This is a genomic window from Luteitalea sp. TBR-22, from assembly GCF_016865485.1.
GTDB lineage: Bacteria > Acidobacteriota > Vicinamibacteria > Vicinamibacterales > Vicinamibacteraceae > Luteitalea.
In genome coordinates this window covers 1,130,226-1,145,536 of the sequence record NZ_AP024452.1, presented here as the reverse complement: position 1 = coordinate 1,145,536, position 15,311 = coordinate 1,130,226, and the positions used below count along the sequence as shown (strand labels likewise).

The window sequence follows — 15,311 nt, the reverse complement described above, 5'->3', positions numbered from 1 at the left end:
TGACGCCCGCGCGGTGGATGGCTCGTGCCCGACAGATCCCACGGTGGCTGTCGGTGCGCGCCGCCTGGCGCGCCGGGCAGCGACGACCTGCGCTGCCCGCCGAGCCGCCTGATGCCGGGCTGATCGCCGAGGCGGACGCACTACGGGCTGCAGCCATCGCCGACGCGCGCGACCGCCACGCAGGCACGGGGCTCCGGGCGTTCCTGGTGCGGCCGCCCACCATCAGTGGCCTGATCTGGTTCGACACCCTCGGCACGGCCCTCAGGCACATGGGCGTCCCCACCGCCGTGGTCAGCGAGGACGCCCCCGACTGGGAGAGCCAGTGGCGCGCCGTCTGCCCCACCTTGCTGGTGGCGCCGGACCGCGCGTCCGTGCATGCGCGGCTCGACGCAGGCGCGCGCGACGACCTGGCGACGCGCCGCGGACTCCGCCTGCTCGTGCACATGGCGCCGGCAGGTTTCCCGCACGCGGCGCGCATGGATGCCGACGACGAGGCGCGCACGCGGCTCGCGCTGGCAGGCCGCACGGCCGACGCCTTCCTTTCGCTGTACGAGCCGGAGTACTTCCAGCGGTACGCCGCGCCCCTGTCGGCGGCCGGCTTCCGCTACCTCGCCTTGCCGCAGGCCTGCGATCCGTTCAGCGATGGCCCCCGGCCGGTGGCGCGTGCGCACGCCTGGTTCATGGCCTCGACGCTCACCGCCGACCGCCTGGCCGTCGCCTACGACGTCCTGCGGCCGGTGCTCTCGGCTTCCCCCGGGCTCTGGGTCGGCAGCGGCTGGCGCTTCGGGTCGCCACGCGTTGCGCCCGCCGACCTCCCGGCGCTCTTCTCCGCGAGCCGGATCGCCCTGGCGCCCCTGGTCCCGTTCCTGCGCGACCAACCGCTCGAGATCACCTACCGCGTCTTCGCTGCGGCCGCCTGCGGCGCATTCCAGGTGACGCACCGCACGCCGGTGACCGCCAGGTTCTTCGCCGACGACGAACTGGTGCAGGCCGATGACGACGCGGGGTTCGCCAGGGCGTGCGCCTGGTACCTGCCGCGCCCCGACGAACGCCAGGCCGTGGCCCGCCGCGCCCTGCGGCGCGCCTGGCGCGATCACACGACGTTCTCCCGCGCCGATCGGCTCGTCGCCTTCGCGCGGTCACTGCACTCGCAGGCAGGCTCGGCGTGACTGGCGCGGCCGTCGTGACGGAACGTCCGCGCCTGGTGGTCGTCGACGGCGGCGCGCGCGGCGGATGGCACCTGCTGCCCGGCGTGCAGGCTCACCTCGAGGTGCACGCGTTCGAGCCCGACCCGGTCGCCTGCGCCGCGCTGGTGTCGACCCGCGACGACATGACGCTGCGTGCCTGGCCGTGGGCCCTCGACGCGGCGGACGGCCGGCGCACGCTGCACCTGGCGCGACACCCGAGCATGAGTTCCCTGCTGGCGCCGGACCTCGAGGCATACGCTCGGCACTTCGGCCGCATGCTCGACTACCCCGCCTGGGCACGCGCCATCGAGACGGTGGCCACGTGCGAGGTCGAGACGATCGCACTCGACACGTGGGCGCGGCAGGCCGGCGTCCGACGCGTTCACCTGCTCAAGCTCGACACGCAGGGAACCGAACTCGACATCCTCCGCGGCGCGCACGGGCTGCTCGGGTCAGGGGACGTGGCCGTCGTGTACTGCGAGGTGAGCTTCCTGCCGGTGTATCGCGGGCAGGCGCTGTTTCCCGAGGTGCACCGCTTCATGCGCGACACCGGCTTCAGCCTCGTGGACTGCCATTTCCATCCCCACCGGCGCATGGGACACCACCTGGGCGCGCGCTATGCCGAGCCGCCGCGGTGGACGGCCGTGGGCGACGCCGTCTTCGCATGGCGTCCCGAATGCTGGGACGCGTCCGATCGCGTCGACCTGGCTGCTGCCGGCGCACGGGTCCTGGCGCACCTCGGTCAACCGCGGACGGCCGCGACCTGGCTGGCCCGTCATGCGGGCCTGTCGCGTCGCGACGTGGATTTCGCGCTGGCGGCGTGGACGGCGAGCGCGCGACGCCATGCCGCGCTGCCACGTCGAGCCCTGCGCTGGCTGCGGCGCCGGTCGGCATGAGCCGCGCGGCGCGGGACCTCCTGGCGGCGAGCGGGCCGTGGACGTGCGTGCACGGCGGCGCGGCGCGCACGATACCGCCGCTGCCCGCGCTCGCGGACCTGCTCGCCTGGCACGTGTGCCATCCGTCCAACCACGGCGACGCCCGGGGCGCGACGCTCCTGGCCTCGCACGTCGGGACGGTGCCGTGGAAGCGCACCCAGGATCCGGCACTGGGCACGCGACTGTCGCTCGACCTCGACGCCTGCGACGAGATCTACGGCCACATGGCCGACCACGCCGCCTGGCTCGACGCACGGCGGGTCGTCGAGGCCATCGACGTGCAGGCCACCACGCTCGACGCGTGGGCCGAGCAGGCAGGCGTGCGCGACGTGCTGCTGCTGTCGCTGTCGCTCGAGGGCGGCGAGCTCGACGCGCTGCGGGGCGCCGACGGCCTGCTTCGCACCGGCCGCATCACGGTCGTGCGGACAGCCGTCGCGCTGCGCCCCGTCTATCACGACCAGCCGGTGTACGCCGATGTCGACGCGTGGCTCGCCTCGCGCGGCTACGGGCTCGTCGATTGCCGGTTCCCGTGGGACCATCCCCGGCGGGTCGATCCTGCCGTGGCCGGCGGGCAGCCCGCGCGGTGGTCGATCGAGGGCGTCGCCACGTACGCGCATGGCAGCCTGCTGGCCGGCGAGGCGGGCCAACTGCCCCGGGCTGTCGCAGCCGCGGCCGTGCTCGCGCAGGCCGGCTACGGCAGCACCGCGGCCACGGTGCTCGATCGTCAGGCGGGATGGGATCGGCGCCAGACAGACGCGTGGCTGGTGGACTGGGCGCGCCCCGGCCGTCGGGAGCGATGGCGCGCATGGTGGCGCAGTCGGCTCGCGCGGCGCTGAGGGGCGGCCTCACGCCGTGCGTGCGAGAATGCGCCGCATGCACTTCGACTGGCGGGCGCGCGCGGCCCTCGAGCGCCGCATGGCCCGACCCGCCTTCCGCGCGTTGTCTCGTGCGCTCGGACGCGCGGTGCTGCACGCGACCATCGCGCCGGTCGCGACGGCCCTGGCCGAGTCGCGCGCCACCGAGGACGACCTGCTGTTCGCCGTGCGCTGCCAGGGCGTCGCCGGCCACCTGCAGCCCCTGCTCGGCCAGGCCACCGGCGTGTGGACCGCCGCGACGCTCGACGCGCTCGAGCTCGAGGCCACGCGCATCGCGCAGCGCAGCACGCGCCTGCGGTCCGACCTCGGCGCCATCGCGCACGCGGCCGCCGCGGAGGACCTGTCGTGGTCGCCGCTCAAGGGCACGTGGCTGCGGCTCGCGGCGGACGCCCATCCCGAGCGGCGCCCCTCGGCCGACATCGACCTGCTCGTCGATCCCGACGACGCCGCGCGATGGGACGCGCTGCTCCGCAGCCTCGGGTACGCGTGCATCGACGTCGATCGGCACGCCATGTACATGCCCGCCGGGGCCGGACCCGCCGACGCCGCCGGCGATCATCCGGATCACCCTCGCCCCGTCGAGGTCCACACGCGCATCAGCGAGGTCGTCTTCGGTGTGGCGCGGGACGTGACGACCGCGTACCGCCAGGGCCTGCAGCCGTCGCGGGTGGACGGCCTCTCGCTGCGCGCCCCGTCGGCCGGTGCGCTGGCGCTGCATCTCGTGCTCCACGGCGCGGCCGCGATGGTCAGCCGGGGCCTGCGCGTGTCGCAGCTGCTCGACCTGCGCCACCTCGGCGCCGACGACTCGACGCGCGCGTCGCTGCGCGCGCACCTGCCGGTCGAGGCATGGGCGGTCGCCACCCTGGCCGAGCGCGACGTGCCCGGACTCGTCTCGCCGTCGTTACTCGTGGCGTTGGCAGACGTGGCGCCGCCGGCTCGCCTGCAGCGCGCCATCCGCTCCCGTCCCGGGGTCATGGAAGGCGACGCCTTGCGTTGGCGAACCGCCGTCGGCGAGTGGCGCCTGGCCGGGACGCGTCACGTGGTGCGGCGCCTGCGCGAGGCGGTGGCGGGCCGCGTGGCCCTCGGGTCCGGCGCCGAGGCGACGGCTGTCGGCGCGGTGGGCACGCACGTGCGCAGCGCGCTCGACCGGCTCACAGGCCCTCGACCTCCGGCCGCTTCAGGGGAATGAGCCGGCGCGCCAGCTCGAGCTCGACCGGGCGGCCGTAGATCCGACCCGCGTAGCGCCACGACGCCAACGCCGCGAGCACCGCGCGGCCCCAGGCCGGCGTGCGGTGGTCCTGCACGGTCGGGAACCGGCACCCCAGGACCTGCGCGAAGTCCCTGACGCGTCGCCGCATCCGGGGCGTGAGCCACGGCGCGTCCTGGTGGCACACGTAGCGGATCCACTCGGGTTGCGTCCACTCCTCGGGCGTCGTCGGCAGCGGCGGGCCGTCGGGTCCGTAGCTGGCCAGGCTGGGGAGCAGCGCGACGTCACGATCGGCCCAGGCGCGGTCGCGCTGCGGCGTCGGACTGTAGAAGTAGAGGATCACCTCGCAGCGCGGATGGAGCGCCTTGACCTGCCTGATGAAGGTGAAGGTGCGCTCGATCTCGGCTTCCGGGTCGTCGGGGCCGCCGAGCACGAACGAGAACTCGGGCACCACGCCGGCCTCGCGGCAGCGCGCCGCAACCTCCAGCGTGTGCTCGACCCGCGTGCCCTTCTTCATCGACCGGAGGACGGCGTCGCTCCCCGCCTCGGCGCCGATGTAGGCCATGCGGAGGCCGCTGCGCTGCACCAGCCCCCAGGTGGCCGCCGAGAACTTCGCCATGGTGTCGGCCCGCGCGTAGCACCACCAGGGCAGGCGGGCGCGCGCCAGCACCTCGAGCAGCGCAATCGAGGCGTCCTCGCTGTCGAAGAAGTTGTTGTCGTAGAACTGCACCGCGTCGGCGCCGAGGCCGTCGCGAAGGGTGTCGAGGGCCGACTCGAGCCGCGCCGCGCCGCCGAGCCGCGTCAACCCGTTGTAGACCGACACGACGCCGCAGAAACTGCAGCGGTAACGACAGCCGATGGCGGCCTGGTGCACCGCCGTCCTCGCCCCCATGTACGTGGGCCGCAGGTACTCGCGGACGCCCTCGAGCCGGTGGTACGGGAGCGGAGGGCGCGCATCGGGGTCGACGAAGGCGCGCGCCGCGTTGTGCACCACGCGGCCGTCGCCCTTCCACGTGAGCCCCGCGATGCCGGCCAGGCCGGACGCCACGGCTGGCGACGGCGTGCCGCCGCCGGCCTCGGGCAACACCGCCAGCAGGTCGAGGAGCGTGTCCTCGCCGGCGCCACGCACCACGTGATCCACGTACGGCGCGTTGATGGCAGCGTCGGCGTAGAGGCTCGGGAAGTACCCGCCCCAGACGATCGGCACGTCGGGCCGCCGGGCGCGGATGGCCACGCTCGCGGCGATCGCCGGCGCCACCTGCGGCCCGGGCATCACGCTGACGGCGGCCACGGCACGCGGCGACCGCTGCAGCGCGGCCGCGATGGCCGCGTCGAGATCGCCGATGCGGTTGCCGTCGAGGATCTCGTACTCGTACCGCCCGTCGAGCACGGCGGCGAGCGACAGCAACGACAACGGCAGGCGCATGCTCCGGCGGGAGCACATCCGGGGGTTGACCAGGAGCACGCGTGGCCTGCTCATGCGGCGCTCCCCTCGGCTCGCGCCGCGAGCACGGTGACGACCTCGTAGCCGAGATCCTCCACCAGAAACGCGTCGACGTGCAGGCCCGCCTGCCGCAACGCGCCTTCGGTCCGCTCGCGGCCGCCATGGCTCGAGACGATGACGAGGCCCACCCCGCCCGGGGCCAGGGCGCCCGGCAATCCGGCGCCGAACCGTTCGGGCACGTCGACGCTCCGCCACGCGCGATCGAGGGTCGAGCGCGGCGCTCCGTCGAAGAAGGGCGGATTGAAGAGCACCACGTCGAACCGCTCCCCGTCGAGCGGCGCGAACAGGTCGCCTTCGACGGCACGCACCCGGTCCTCCACGCGGTGCTGCAGCGCGTTGATTCGCGCACATCGCACGGCGTCGGGGTTCACGTCCACGGCGACCACCTCGTACCCGAGTTGCGCCGCGGCGACGGCACCGATCCCGGTGCCCGTGCCCATGTCGAGCAGGCGCCCGCGAGGACCGCCGCTGACGCGGGCGTGGGCGCGCAACGCCCGCACCAGCACGTCGCTGCTGCCGAACACCGCCGCGTTGAAGACCGTCGGCAGCACGACCAGGCTGATGCCTTCGACCTCCTCGCACACCAACCGGCCGAGCCGCTTACGAAGGAAATGGCGGCGGACGGGCAGCGCCGCGCGCACGGCGAGCCGGCGCCAGGCGTTCACGCGGGCCTCCGTTCGAGCTCGACGACCACGTGATCGGCGAGCGAGGGCAGCGGCCAGGCCGTCTCGAGACGACGCTCCAGGCGCGCCAGTCCTGCCGACAGCCGCGGGTGCGTCACCGCCCACGCCTCGGCGAAGGGCGGCGGCATCACGGCGCCCAGCGCCCAGGTGCGCGTCACGCGGAAGCCCGGCGCAAAGGCGGCGCGCACGTCTGCCGCGGCGTAGTAGTGGATGGTCATGCCTCGCCACGTCACGCCACCGCGGCGACGCCGGCGGGCGCGCGCCAGGTCGCCCCGGATCGCGAACCACGCGAACTCCCAGGGCACACGCGGCCCCATCACGCACAGGAGCGCCCGACCTCCCGGGCGCAGCACGCCGGCCAGCCGGGTCGCCACCGCCGCAAGGTCGCCGACGCAGTTGAGGCCGCCGAAGTTGGACAACACGCCGTCGAAGGCGCCGAGGTCGTCGCCGATGGCCTCGATGGGCCGTAGCGCCACCTCGACGACCGACTCCAGTCCCGCGTCCTCGACCTTCCGCCTGGCCACCGTCACCATCGCGGGCGAGGCGTCGGTGGCGACGACGCGGACGCCGCGCCGTCCGAGGTGGACGGCATCCTCGCCGGTGCCGCAGTTGATCTCGAGGACCCGCGCGCCCGCCGGGAACAGCGCGTCGCAGCGCCGCCAGGTCGCCTCGCGCATCCACCGCCCGATGCGGGTCTGCGTGAAGGCGCGGTCGTAGTCGGCCGCCAGTCCGTCGAACGCGTCCGTCGTCGTCACGGCCTCGCCGCGTCCGCGTGGTGCGCCGCCAGCAGCGCACGACGCGCCTCGTCGGCCTCGGCGGCGAGCATGGAGGCGCGGCCGGGATCGGCCTCGCGGAGGTGGTGCGCCTCGACGTCGCGCCGCAGCCAGCGGTCGGCGTGGGCGTAGTAGGCGCGGTCGCGGCGCCCGGCGATCACGTGGTCACGATCGGTGGCGTCTTCCCAGGGCACGGGCAGCGACACGCGGTCGGCGACCTTGCGGTAGTAGCCGGTTCCGGCGATCGGATAGGCGAGCGTCGTGAAGAACACGTGCGGGTGCGCCCGCTTGACCAGGTCGACGGTCTCGGCGATGTCGTCGGGGGTCTCGCCTTCGTAGCCCCACATCAGGAACATGCCGACCTCGATGCCGTGCCGGCGGGCGGCGTGCGCCGCCCACTGCACCTGCTCGCGCGTCACGCCGCGCTGCATCGCGTTGAGGATCCGCTGGCTGCCGCTCTCGGCGCCGATCCAGATGCGGGAGCACCCGAGCGCGGCCAGCGCCTCGAACACGTCCTCCTTCAGCATGCGATCGGCCCTGGAGATCGTCTCGAACGGCAGCGCGAGGCCGCGCCTGGTGATCTCCTCCGCGTAGGCCTTCAGCCAGCGATGGTCGATGGTGAACACGTCGTCGGCGTACCAGAGCTGGTCCGGCGCGTACGCCTCGCGGATGTGCGCGACCTCGTCGGCACACGCCTCAGGTCGCCGACGGCGATGCGTGTGGCCGTACACCGCGTGGCTGCACCAGTTGCAGCGATAGGCGCAGCCGCGGGCCGTGATCAGGTTGACGCTGCCCCGGCCGTGGTGCGTGCGCCAGATGTCGACGTACGCGGGCAGGTCGATGGCTGCGCGGTCGGGCCACGGCAGCGAGTCGAGATCCTCGACCTGCGGCCGTGGCGCGGTGACGACCATCTCGCCGGCCTCGTCGAGGAAGGCCAGGCCCGGCACCTCGTGCAGCCGGTGCGGGCCGCGGGTCGGCAGCGCCTCGAGCAGCGCCGCCATCGTCACCTCGCCCTCGCCGAGCACCACGACGTGCGCGCCGCGCGACAGGTACTCGCGGGGATAGTTGGCCGACTCGGGACCGCCGAGCACCACCGTCCAGCCGTGCGAGCGCGCGACGGCCGCGACGTCGAGCACCGACCGGCGCGTGATCAGGTTCGTGTAGAGGCCGAGCACCGGCGCGCCGCGCGAGGCCAGCGTCGCCGACTGCTCGGCGCGAGTCCGCAGCGTGCTGTCGAAGATCTCGACGCCGAATCCGGCGCGCTTGAGGTACGCCGAGAGGTACAGCAGCCCGAGCGGCGGGTACGGCCGCATGATCTGCTGTTCCTTCGGGTCCTCGGCGAGGAAGTAGCCGTGCGAGAGCAGGACGTCGGGCACGTCAGTTGGCGTCCAGGGCGAGGACCGGTCGCGGCGATGGCGTGCGCGCGCCCAGTGACACGACATCGGCGCGGCGATGGTTCGCCTCGTCGCATTCGAGGGCGTCCCACGCCGTACGCACCGCGGCCGCCTCTGCCGCCACGTCCTGCCCGGCCGCGCCGGCACGACGCACGTCGAGATCGCGGTGCAGCAGGGCGTGCAGGCGCCGGTAGAACTCGCTCGTGTACGTGCCCTGGAACATCATCGCCAGGTCGTCGCTGTCCACCCACTGGGTCTTGGCGCCGAGTTCCTGGCGGACCCGCTCGTACAAGCCGGTCCCCGGCAGCGGGTAGGTCACGCTCACGCCGATGTCGTCGGGGAGCAGGCGGCGCACCATGTCCACCGTCTCCTGGATCTGCGGCCATTCCTCGCCGGGATACCCGAACTGGATGAAGAACGCGGCGCGGATGCCCGCCGCCCCGAGGCGACGACGCGCCACCGCGATCTCCTCGATCGTCGTGCCCTTGTCCATGGCATCGAGCACCTGCTGGCTGCCGCTCTCGGCGCCGAGCCAGGCCTCGACGCAGCCGGCCTGCGCGAGCCCGTGCACCGCCTCCGGCGTCATCAGGTCGGCCCGCGTCTGGATCGTGAAGGGCACGCGGGCGTCGCGCGCCGCGACCTCCCTGGCAAACTCGGTGACCCACGCCGGGCGGAGCCCGAAGATGTCGTCGGCGAACCACACGTGATCGGGCCGGCACCGCGCCTTCAGGCTGGCGAGATCGGCCGCCACGCGGGCCGGTGAGTGCATCGCGTAGCGCTGCCCCCAGATCGGCTTCGCGCACCAGTTGCAGTGGAACGGGCACCCGCGGGTGGTCACCAGGTTCAGGCTGAAGTAGCCGTGCGCCGCCGTCCAGACGCGCCGGTAGGCCTCGACGTCGACGAGATCCCACGCGGCCTCCGGGAACGCGTCGAGCTGCCGCTCTGGTGCGCGGCCCGGTGCGAAGTGCAGCCTCCCAGGCGTGGTCGGGTCGGCCACGACGACACCGGGGACGTCTTCCGGACGCCCCGACGCGCGGCCCAGCAGGATGGCCGCGAGTTCGGCGGTGGTGCGGTCAGGTTCGCGCACCAGTGCGTACTGCACGTCACGCTCCAGGTACCGTCCCGGATGATCGGTCACGTGCGGCCCTGCTGCCGCCACCGTCGCGCCCGCCGCGCGCGCCATCGCCGCCATCGTCAACGCGGCGTCGGCCATGCGGTCGAGGCACATCTTCGACAGGAAGTTGAAGTTGTCCTCGTAGAGCACCACCAGGCGCGGACGATGCGATTCGAGGCAGGCGGCGAACGCCCCTTCGTCGGGTTGCAGGGTGGCGTCGAAGAGACCGACCTGCAGCCCGCCTTGCCGCAGCAGGCTGGCGGCGTACAGCGCCGCGAGGGGCGGATACGGGCGCGACTTGCGGCGCTGCTTGGGATCGAGCGCCATGAAGTTGGCGGTGGCGAGCAGGACGTCTGTCACGGGATCGAAGTGACCAGTGGGAGGAGGGTGGATGCCGGGGTGACCGCGGGCGCCTCGTCCGCGAGGGCCGAGAGCAGGGCGGCGGTCGCCCGTGGATCGGCGCCCCGCGTGCACCGGTACGCCGGCTGGCGGCGCAGCCATGCAATCACCGCCGGGCGCGCCTCGGGATACTGGTCGAACCCCTCGGTGCGATCGGCAGCGACGATGTCGGCCAGGGTGTCGCCGGCGAGACGCTCGAGGACGGGCTCGTCACCGCCCGGGACGATCAGGACGGCGGTGACCGGCGCGACGCTGGTGAGGACCGGAGCCCCGGCCACGGGCACGCGGATGCGGGACTTGCCGTTGGCGCGGACGACGACCGGATGGTCGGCCAGTTCCGGGAAGACGGCTGCGGTGTCGGGCGACAGCCAGTGGCACGGGAGTGCGCCCCACAGGCGGGGCGTCCCGCCCTCCGCGTCCACGAACACGGTGTCCTCGGTCAGCACGCGCAGGCCGGCGCGGCCGCACGCGTACGCGAGGGTGGACTTGCCCACGCCGCTGTCGGCCAGCAGCAGCAGGGCTCGCGAGGCGCCCTCCACCACGGCCGCGTGCAGCGGCACGCGGCGCCGGCGGCTGGCCAGCATCCACGCGAGCCCGAGCACGTTGACCGTGAACCATTCGCGCTGGTCGAGCGCCTGCGCAGGAACGAACGCCACCGCGTGGTCGGCCTCGAGCAGAACCGACACCATCACGGCGCCGGCGGCGGCCATGAAGACCGGCCCGTGCCTGCGATACGCGAGCGGAGCCAGCATGTCGTCGGTGCGCGGATGGACGACGATGTCGAAGCACGCCGCGGCCCGAGGCTCGACGAGGTGGGCCGGCAGGCCGTGCCACGCGCCGTAGGTCAGCTCCGCGTGGGCGATGGCCTGTGCGGCGTTGCTCCTGATCCGCATCGGCACGCCGAGGACCGGCACCTCGAGCTCGTACGCGAGTGGCGCCGTGCGCCCGAAGGGGTCGTGCGGCGGCAGGAACCCCGGCGATGCCATCGTCATGGGCGCGACACCCGAGCCGCGGGCCACGCCGGCGTCGGCGCCTGGCCGGTCCGCAGGCAGGCGAGCAGGCTCGCAGGGATGTCGATGCGGAGGTGCAGTCGCCAGGCGGCGAGCAGCGCCGGCGTCACCCAGGCGACGAGCCACACGACGGTGGCTGGAACGAAGTGCACCGTGACGTCGGCGGCGAACTCGCTCCACGCGGCCGTGACCGCGATCGTCGTGAGCGTCGCGTGACGGGACCGCCGCGGCAGGCGATCCAGTCGTCCGGCGCGCGCCAGTCCGCCGACGCCTGCCAGCACGCCACCCCACGCGAAGGCGACGCCGAGGCCGAGCCCGTACGGCGTGATCGGCCACGTGCGCTGCACGAGCATCGCCACGGCCGACGCCATCAGGGCCACGCCGAGGATCACGGCGAGATCGTGCTGCACGCGCGTCGCGAGTGGGCCGGCCAGGTACGGCCGGTCCTCCCGCCCCGCCACGCCCAGCCACGCCTGGTGCGACGCGTACCACGCCGCGTAGCCGATGACGAACAGGAAGAACGTGTAGCGGATCGACGCCATCAGGGCCGTGGTGACGAACAGGCCGGCCATCGCCTGCACGAACCACCAACCCGCACGGCGGTGGGCGGCGCTGCCGCGGCGGGCGCGCGCGGCGGCGATCGACGCGCCGAGCACGGCCGCGCCGAACGCGGTGTGCACGTAGATCAGGAACCAGAAGAAGGGCGTACGGGTCATGAGCTCGCTGGGCGCACGCGGCCCGTACCCGGTGGGGCGAGGGTGCGATCACCCACGGCGCTGCCAACTCCCCGTGCTGGTCGAGCCGTGATGGCATCACTTGTATCGGCAAATTTCTCGCGAGTCAACCGGCGCGCCGTGCCCCGGCCACACCGGCAGCCAGGCGTTGCACGGCGGCGCCCGGCGGCGCTGGCTGCGCACCGCCGAAAACGTGTTACCGTTCGTGCACCCATCCAGGCCATGGCCACCAGCCAGTCCCACGCACCAGGCTCGCGCCTGGTGCTCTCGCCCCAGGAAGCGCTCGTTGCCGGCGGTCCCGCCGAGGAACTCGAGCGCCGCATCCAGGGCCTCTTCCGCGAGGGCTACCGCCACGTCGTCGTCGACCTGCGGGCCGTGCCGACCGCCGACAGCGCCGGCGTCCGGGCGCTGGTTCGTGGCCACACCTCCGCGCAGCGCCTCAATCGCCGCTTCACGCTGATCAGTCCCAACCCGCACGTCCGGGAGGTGCTGACCCTGTCGCTGCTCGACGGCGTCCTCGAGGTCAAGGACTCGGTCGCCGACGCCAAGGCGCAGGACGTTCGCTGGGATCGGATCCTGACCCTCACCGGCGTGCTCGTGGTCGGCGTCGGGCTGGTGGGGACCGGCATGGTGTGGCCGACGCTGGGCCTGCCGACGGCGACGGCGCCCGCCGCCGGCTCCCCCTTCGTGGCGTCCCCGCCGGGCGGCTTCGACCACCCGCTCTTCGAGCTCGCGAAGCTGGTGGCCTCGGCGCTGATCGGCATGCTGGTGACCGTGGTCCACCGCCAGAACCGCAGCGACCGCTCGCCCAACCCGACGATGGATCAGGCGCAGGTGCTGCTCTGCGTGTCGGGCGCGCTGATGATGGTGTTGATCGGCAACAACCTGGCACGCGCCTTCGGCATCGCCGGCGCCGCCAGCGTCATCCGCTTCCGCACGCCCGTCGAGGACGCGCGCGACATCACCATCCTGTTCATCCTGATGGGCCTGGGCATGGCGGCCGGCCTGGGCGCCTTCGCGGTCGCCGGGCTGGGCACGCTGTTCCTGTGTGCGCTGCTGCCGATGCTGAACCTGCTGAGCGCCGACCGGCCGAGGAGCATGCTCGTCGAGATCGTGGCCGAGGGCCGCGAGCTGCCGATGTCGCACATCCACCAGGTGTTTGCCATCAACGGCATCGTGTTCGAGCCCCGTGAGGTCTCGCAGGGCGACGAGGCCACGGCGCGCTACCTGACCAACCTGGGCCCGGGCGACTCCATCGAGGACCTCAGCGCCCAGCTGATGGCCGATGGCCGGGCGAGCATCAAGCATGTCTCCTGGTCGCCGCCCAAGCGCGGCTGACGCCTCGTCGATCACCGAGTCGGTCGCGCTGGCGCCTGCCGCGCGCCGCGAGGCGCTGCTGCGCGCGATCGCAGGCGCCCGCCGCCGGCTGGTCCTGTCGCTGTTCCGTTGCGACGACGAGGGCGTCGTGGAGGCACTGGCGGCGGCGGTTCGGCGGGGCGTGAAGGTCGAGGCCCTCCTGACACGCCGGGCCCGGCGCGGGCGCAAGGCCCTCTCGAGGCTGCACGCCTCGCTGGCCGGGATGGGGGCGACCGTCGCCTGGTTCGCCGATCCCGTCGTCAAGTACCACGCCAAGTACCTGGTCGCCGACGACAGCACGTCGCTCGTGATGACCCTGAACCCGACCCGCAAGTGCTTCACGCGCACGTGGGACGCGGTGGTCACCACCAATGACGCCTCGGTCGCGCGCAGCCTGCTGGGCCTCTTCGACGCGGATGCGGCCGGGCTCCCGCCGGTGTTCGACCGCGACTTCAGCCGACGCGTCGTGGTCGGCCCCGAAGGCAGCCGGCGCGACGTCCACGGCCTGATTCGCGGCGCACGCCGCTCGATTGCCATCCTGGACCACAAGCTGGCCGACCCGGACGTCGTGACGCTGTTGCGCGAGCGCCGCGCCGCGGGCGTGGAGGTGACCGTCGTGGGCAAGGATCTCCCCCCGCCGCTGGTCGCTCATGGCAAGCTGATGGTGGTCGACGAGGCGCGGGCACTCGTCGGGAGCCTCGCGCTCTCCACGCTCAGCCTCGACTTCCGCCGCGAGGTGGCGTTGATCGTCGACGACCCCGCGCTCGTGCAGCCCCTCGCCGCGGGCGTCCGCACCCTGGCCGGGCAGGCCGGGGCGCGGTGTCGCCGCCTTCCGGGAGACCCGTCGTGACGCCCACGCCCGCCCTCGTCCTCACGCTCGCCGCCCTGCTGATCGCCGGGGCGCCCGCCGCGCTCGCGCAGTCGACCGCCGCGCCGGCGCCGGACCGGCGCGGCTTCGGCTGGAAGGACGACCGTCCGGCCGTCATCTTCGGCGACGACATCTACGTGGGGCTCCGCACGCGCCTGGTGATGGACTGGCGCGGCTTCGACCCGGACGTCGACGAGGACCTCTACGACCTCGACGTGGCCCGCCTCGGCGTCAAGGGCAAGCTGACGCGGCACCTCGACTTCGAGGTCGAGCGGGAGTTCGACGAGGACGGCGAGTGGAAGGACTGGAAGGACGTGTACCTGAACTGGGGCACCTTCGATGCGCTCCAGGTGCGCGGCGGCCGCTTCAAGATCCCGTTCGGGCTCGAGCAGAACTTCGGGCGCACCGAGATCGACTTCGTCTACCGCGCCCGCGCCTCCACGCAGCTCACCCCGGCGCGCGATCGGGGCGCGATGGCGCACGGGCGGTTCTTCGGCCGCGGACTCACCTACGAGGCCGGCCTGTTCGACACCGACGGCGACATCGGCAAGCTGTCGGAGCCGCAGTTCGTCGAGGGTGCCGAGGATGACCTCGGCCCGACCTTCGGCGGCCGCGTCACCGCTGCCGTGCTCCGGCCGCTGGTCGGCAAGGAGGCCGCCCTGCGGTCGCTGCGCGTCGGCGTCGCCTACACGACCGGCAACCTGCCGGAGGGCCTCAACAGCCTGCGTGGCGAGACGCCCTACGGGTTCGACTACTTCGGCCCGGTGTACGTGAAGGGGCGCCGGCAGCGCCTCGGGCTCGAGCTGGACTGGACGCCCGGCCCCTTCGGCCTGCGCGCCGAGTGGATGCAGACGCGGGAAGATCGCCTGCGCCAGGGCCTGGGCGACGTCGACCTGTCGGACTTCCTCGGCACCGGCTGGTATGCCTACGGCACGTGGATCGTCACCGGGCAGGACAAGGACGACAGCATCAGCATGAAGCGGTCGGTGCTGCACGGCGGCCCGGGCGCCATCGAGCTGGCGCTGCGGTACGAGGAGCTGGGGTTCGGCAGCGCGAGCAAGGACGGCACGCCGCTGCGCAACCCCCGCGCCGAGCACCTGCTGGAGAACCGCGACCGGATCTGGACGGGGGGCGTGAACTGGTACGTCATGCCGCACGTCAAGGTGGTCGCCAACGCGATCCATGAGGACTTCACCGACGCCGAGCGCACGCCGAAGGAGGGCGAGACCGCATTCTGGTCGGGCGTCCTGCGGCTGCAAGTCGTATTCTGAG

Annotated in this window: 14 protein-coding genes; 7 read left to right on the top strand and 7 right to left on the bottom strand. The window is 73.4% G+C overall.

Going from position 1 to position 15,311, the window contains the following annotated elements; translation table 11 throughout:
- Nucleotides 1-17 precede the first annotated feature (17 nt).
- Genes TBR22_RS04735 through TBR22_RS04720 form a run of 4 tightly spaced genes read left to right on the top strand, consistent with a single transcriptional unit; the run spans nucleotide 18 to nucleotide 4,186 of the window.
- On the top strand, nucleotides 18-1,169 hold the full coding sequence (locus tag TBR22_RS04735) for a glycosyltransferase (RefSeq protein ID WP_239491806.1): 1,152 nt from the start codon (nucleotides 18-20) through the stop codon (nucleotides 1,167-1,169).
- Nucleotides 1,170-1,183: 14 nt separating this feature from the next.
- The gene (locus TBR22_RS04730; protein ID WP_239491805.1) at nucleotides 1,184-2,083 is read left to right on the top strand and encodes an FkbM family methyltransferase; all 900 of its coding nucleotides are present in this window, start codon (nucleotides 1,184-1,186) and stop codon (nucleotides 2,081-2,083) included.
- A complete protein-coding gene (locus TBR22_RS04725; RefSeq protein ID WP_239491804.1) occupies nucleotides 2,080-2,958 on the top strand; it encodes an FkbM family methyltransferase in 879 nt (292 codons plus the stop codon). Before TBR22_RS04730 ends, TBR22_RS04725 begins: the two co-directional genes overlap by 4 nt.
- A gap of 37 nt (nucleotides 2,959-2,995) precedes the next feature.
- Complete coding sequence (locus TBR22_RS04720) at nucleotides 2,996-4,186, top strand: nucleotidyltransferase family protein (RefSeq protein WP_239491803.1); 1,191 nt, start codon at nucleotides 2,996-2,998, stop codon at nucleotides 4,184-4,186.
- On the opposite strand, the gene TBR22_RS04715 is transcribed toward TBR22_RS04720, so the two are convergent.
- The 7 genes from TBR22_RS04715 to TBR22_RS04685 are packed head-to-tail and all read right to left on the bottom strand — an operon-like array spanning nucleotide 4,149 to nucleotide 11,797.
- A complete protein-coding gene (locus TBR22_RS04715) occupies nucleotides 4,149-5,684 on the bottom strand; it encodes a B12-binding domain-containing radical SAM protein (RefSeq protein ID WP_239491802.1) in 1,536 nt (511 codons plus the stop codon). The genes TBR22_RS04720 and TBR22_RS04715 overlap by 38 nt on opposite strands.
- Nucleotides 5,681-6,373, bottom strand: coding sequence for a methyltransferase (locus tag TBR22_RS04710; protein ID WP_239491801.1), 693 nt, complete (start codon nucleotides 6,371-6,373; stop codon nucleotides 5,681-5,683). Before TBR22_RS04710 ends, TBR22_RS04715 begins: the two co-directional genes overlap by 4 nt.
- Entirely contained in the window at nucleotides 6,370-7,146 is a 777-nt protein-coding gene (locus TBR22_RS04705) for a class I SAM-dependent methyltransferase (protein WP_239491800.1), read from the bottom strand. The genes TBR22_RS04710 and TBR22_RS04705 overlap by 4 nt, the downstream gene beginning before the upstream one ends.
- Nucleotides 7,143-8,540 carry a B12-binding domain-containing radical SAM protein gene (locus TBR22_RS04700; protein WP_239491799.1) on the bottom strand — a complete coding sequence of 466 codons (1,398 nt, stop codon included), beginning with the start codon at nucleotides 8,538-8,540 and terminating at the stop codon, nucleotides 7,143-7,145. Before TBR22_RS04700 ends, TBR22_RS04705 begins: the two co-directional genes overlap by 4 nt.
- A 1-nt stretch (nucleotide 8,541) precedes the next feature.
- On the bottom strand, nucleotides 8,542-10,032 hold the full coding sequence (locus tag TBR22_RS04695; RefSeq protein WP_239491798.1) for a radical SAM protein: 1,491 nt from the start codon (nucleotides 10,030-10,032) through the stop codon (nucleotides 8,542-8,544).
- The gene (locus tag TBR22_RS04690; RefSeq protein WP_239491797.1) at nucleotides 10,029-11,063 is read right to left on the bottom strand and encodes a hypothetical protein; all 1,035 of its coding nucleotides are present in this window, start codon (nucleotides 11,061-11,063) and stop codon (nucleotides 10,029-10,031) included. The genes TBR22_RS04695 and TBR22_RS04690 overlap by 4 nt, the downstream gene beginning before the upstream one ends.
- On the bottom strand, nucleotides 11,060-11,797 hold the full coding sequence (locus TBR22_RS04685) for a hypothetical protein (RefSeq protein ID WP_239491796.1): 738 nt from the start codon (nucleotides 11,795-11,797) through the stop codon (nucleotides 11,060-11,062). The genes TBR22_RS04690 and TBR22_RS04685 overlap by 4 nt, the downstream gene beginning before the upstream one ends.
- A gap of 240 nt (nucleotides 11,798-12,037) precedes the next feature.
- Between TBR22_RS04685 and TBR22_RS04680 the strand changes: the two genes are divergently transcribed.
- The 3 genes from TBR22_RS04680 to TBR22_RS04670 are packed head-to-tail and all read left to right on the top strand — an operon-like array spanning nucleotide 12,038 to nucleotide 15,310.
- Nucleotides 12,038-13,153 carry an STAS domain-containing protein gene (locus tag TBR22_RS04680; protein ID WP_239491795.1) on the top strand — a complete coding sequence of 372 codons (1,116 nt, stop codon included), beginning with the start codon at nucleotides 12,038-12,040 and terminating at the stop codon, nucleotides 13,151-13,153.
- On the top strand, nucleotides 13,122-14,021 hold the full coding sequence (locus TBR22_RS04675; RefSeq protein ID WP_239491794.1) for a phospholipase D-like domain-containing protein: 900 nt from the start codon (nucleotides 13,122-13,124) through the stop codon (nucleotides 14,019-14,021). Before TBR22_RS04680 ends, TBR22_RS04675 begins: the two co-directional genes overlap by 32 nt.
- Nucleotides 14,018-15,310: an OprO/OprP family phosphate-selective porin gene (locus tag TBR22_RS04670; RefSeq protein WP_239491793.1), complete on the top strand. Its 1,293-nt coding sequence runs from the start codon at nucleotides 14,018-14,020 to the stop codon at nucleotides 15,308-15,310. The genes TBR22_RS04675 and TBR22_RS04670 overlap by 4 nt, the downstream gene beginning before the upstream one ends.
- Nucleotide 15,311 lies beyond the last annotated feature (1 nt).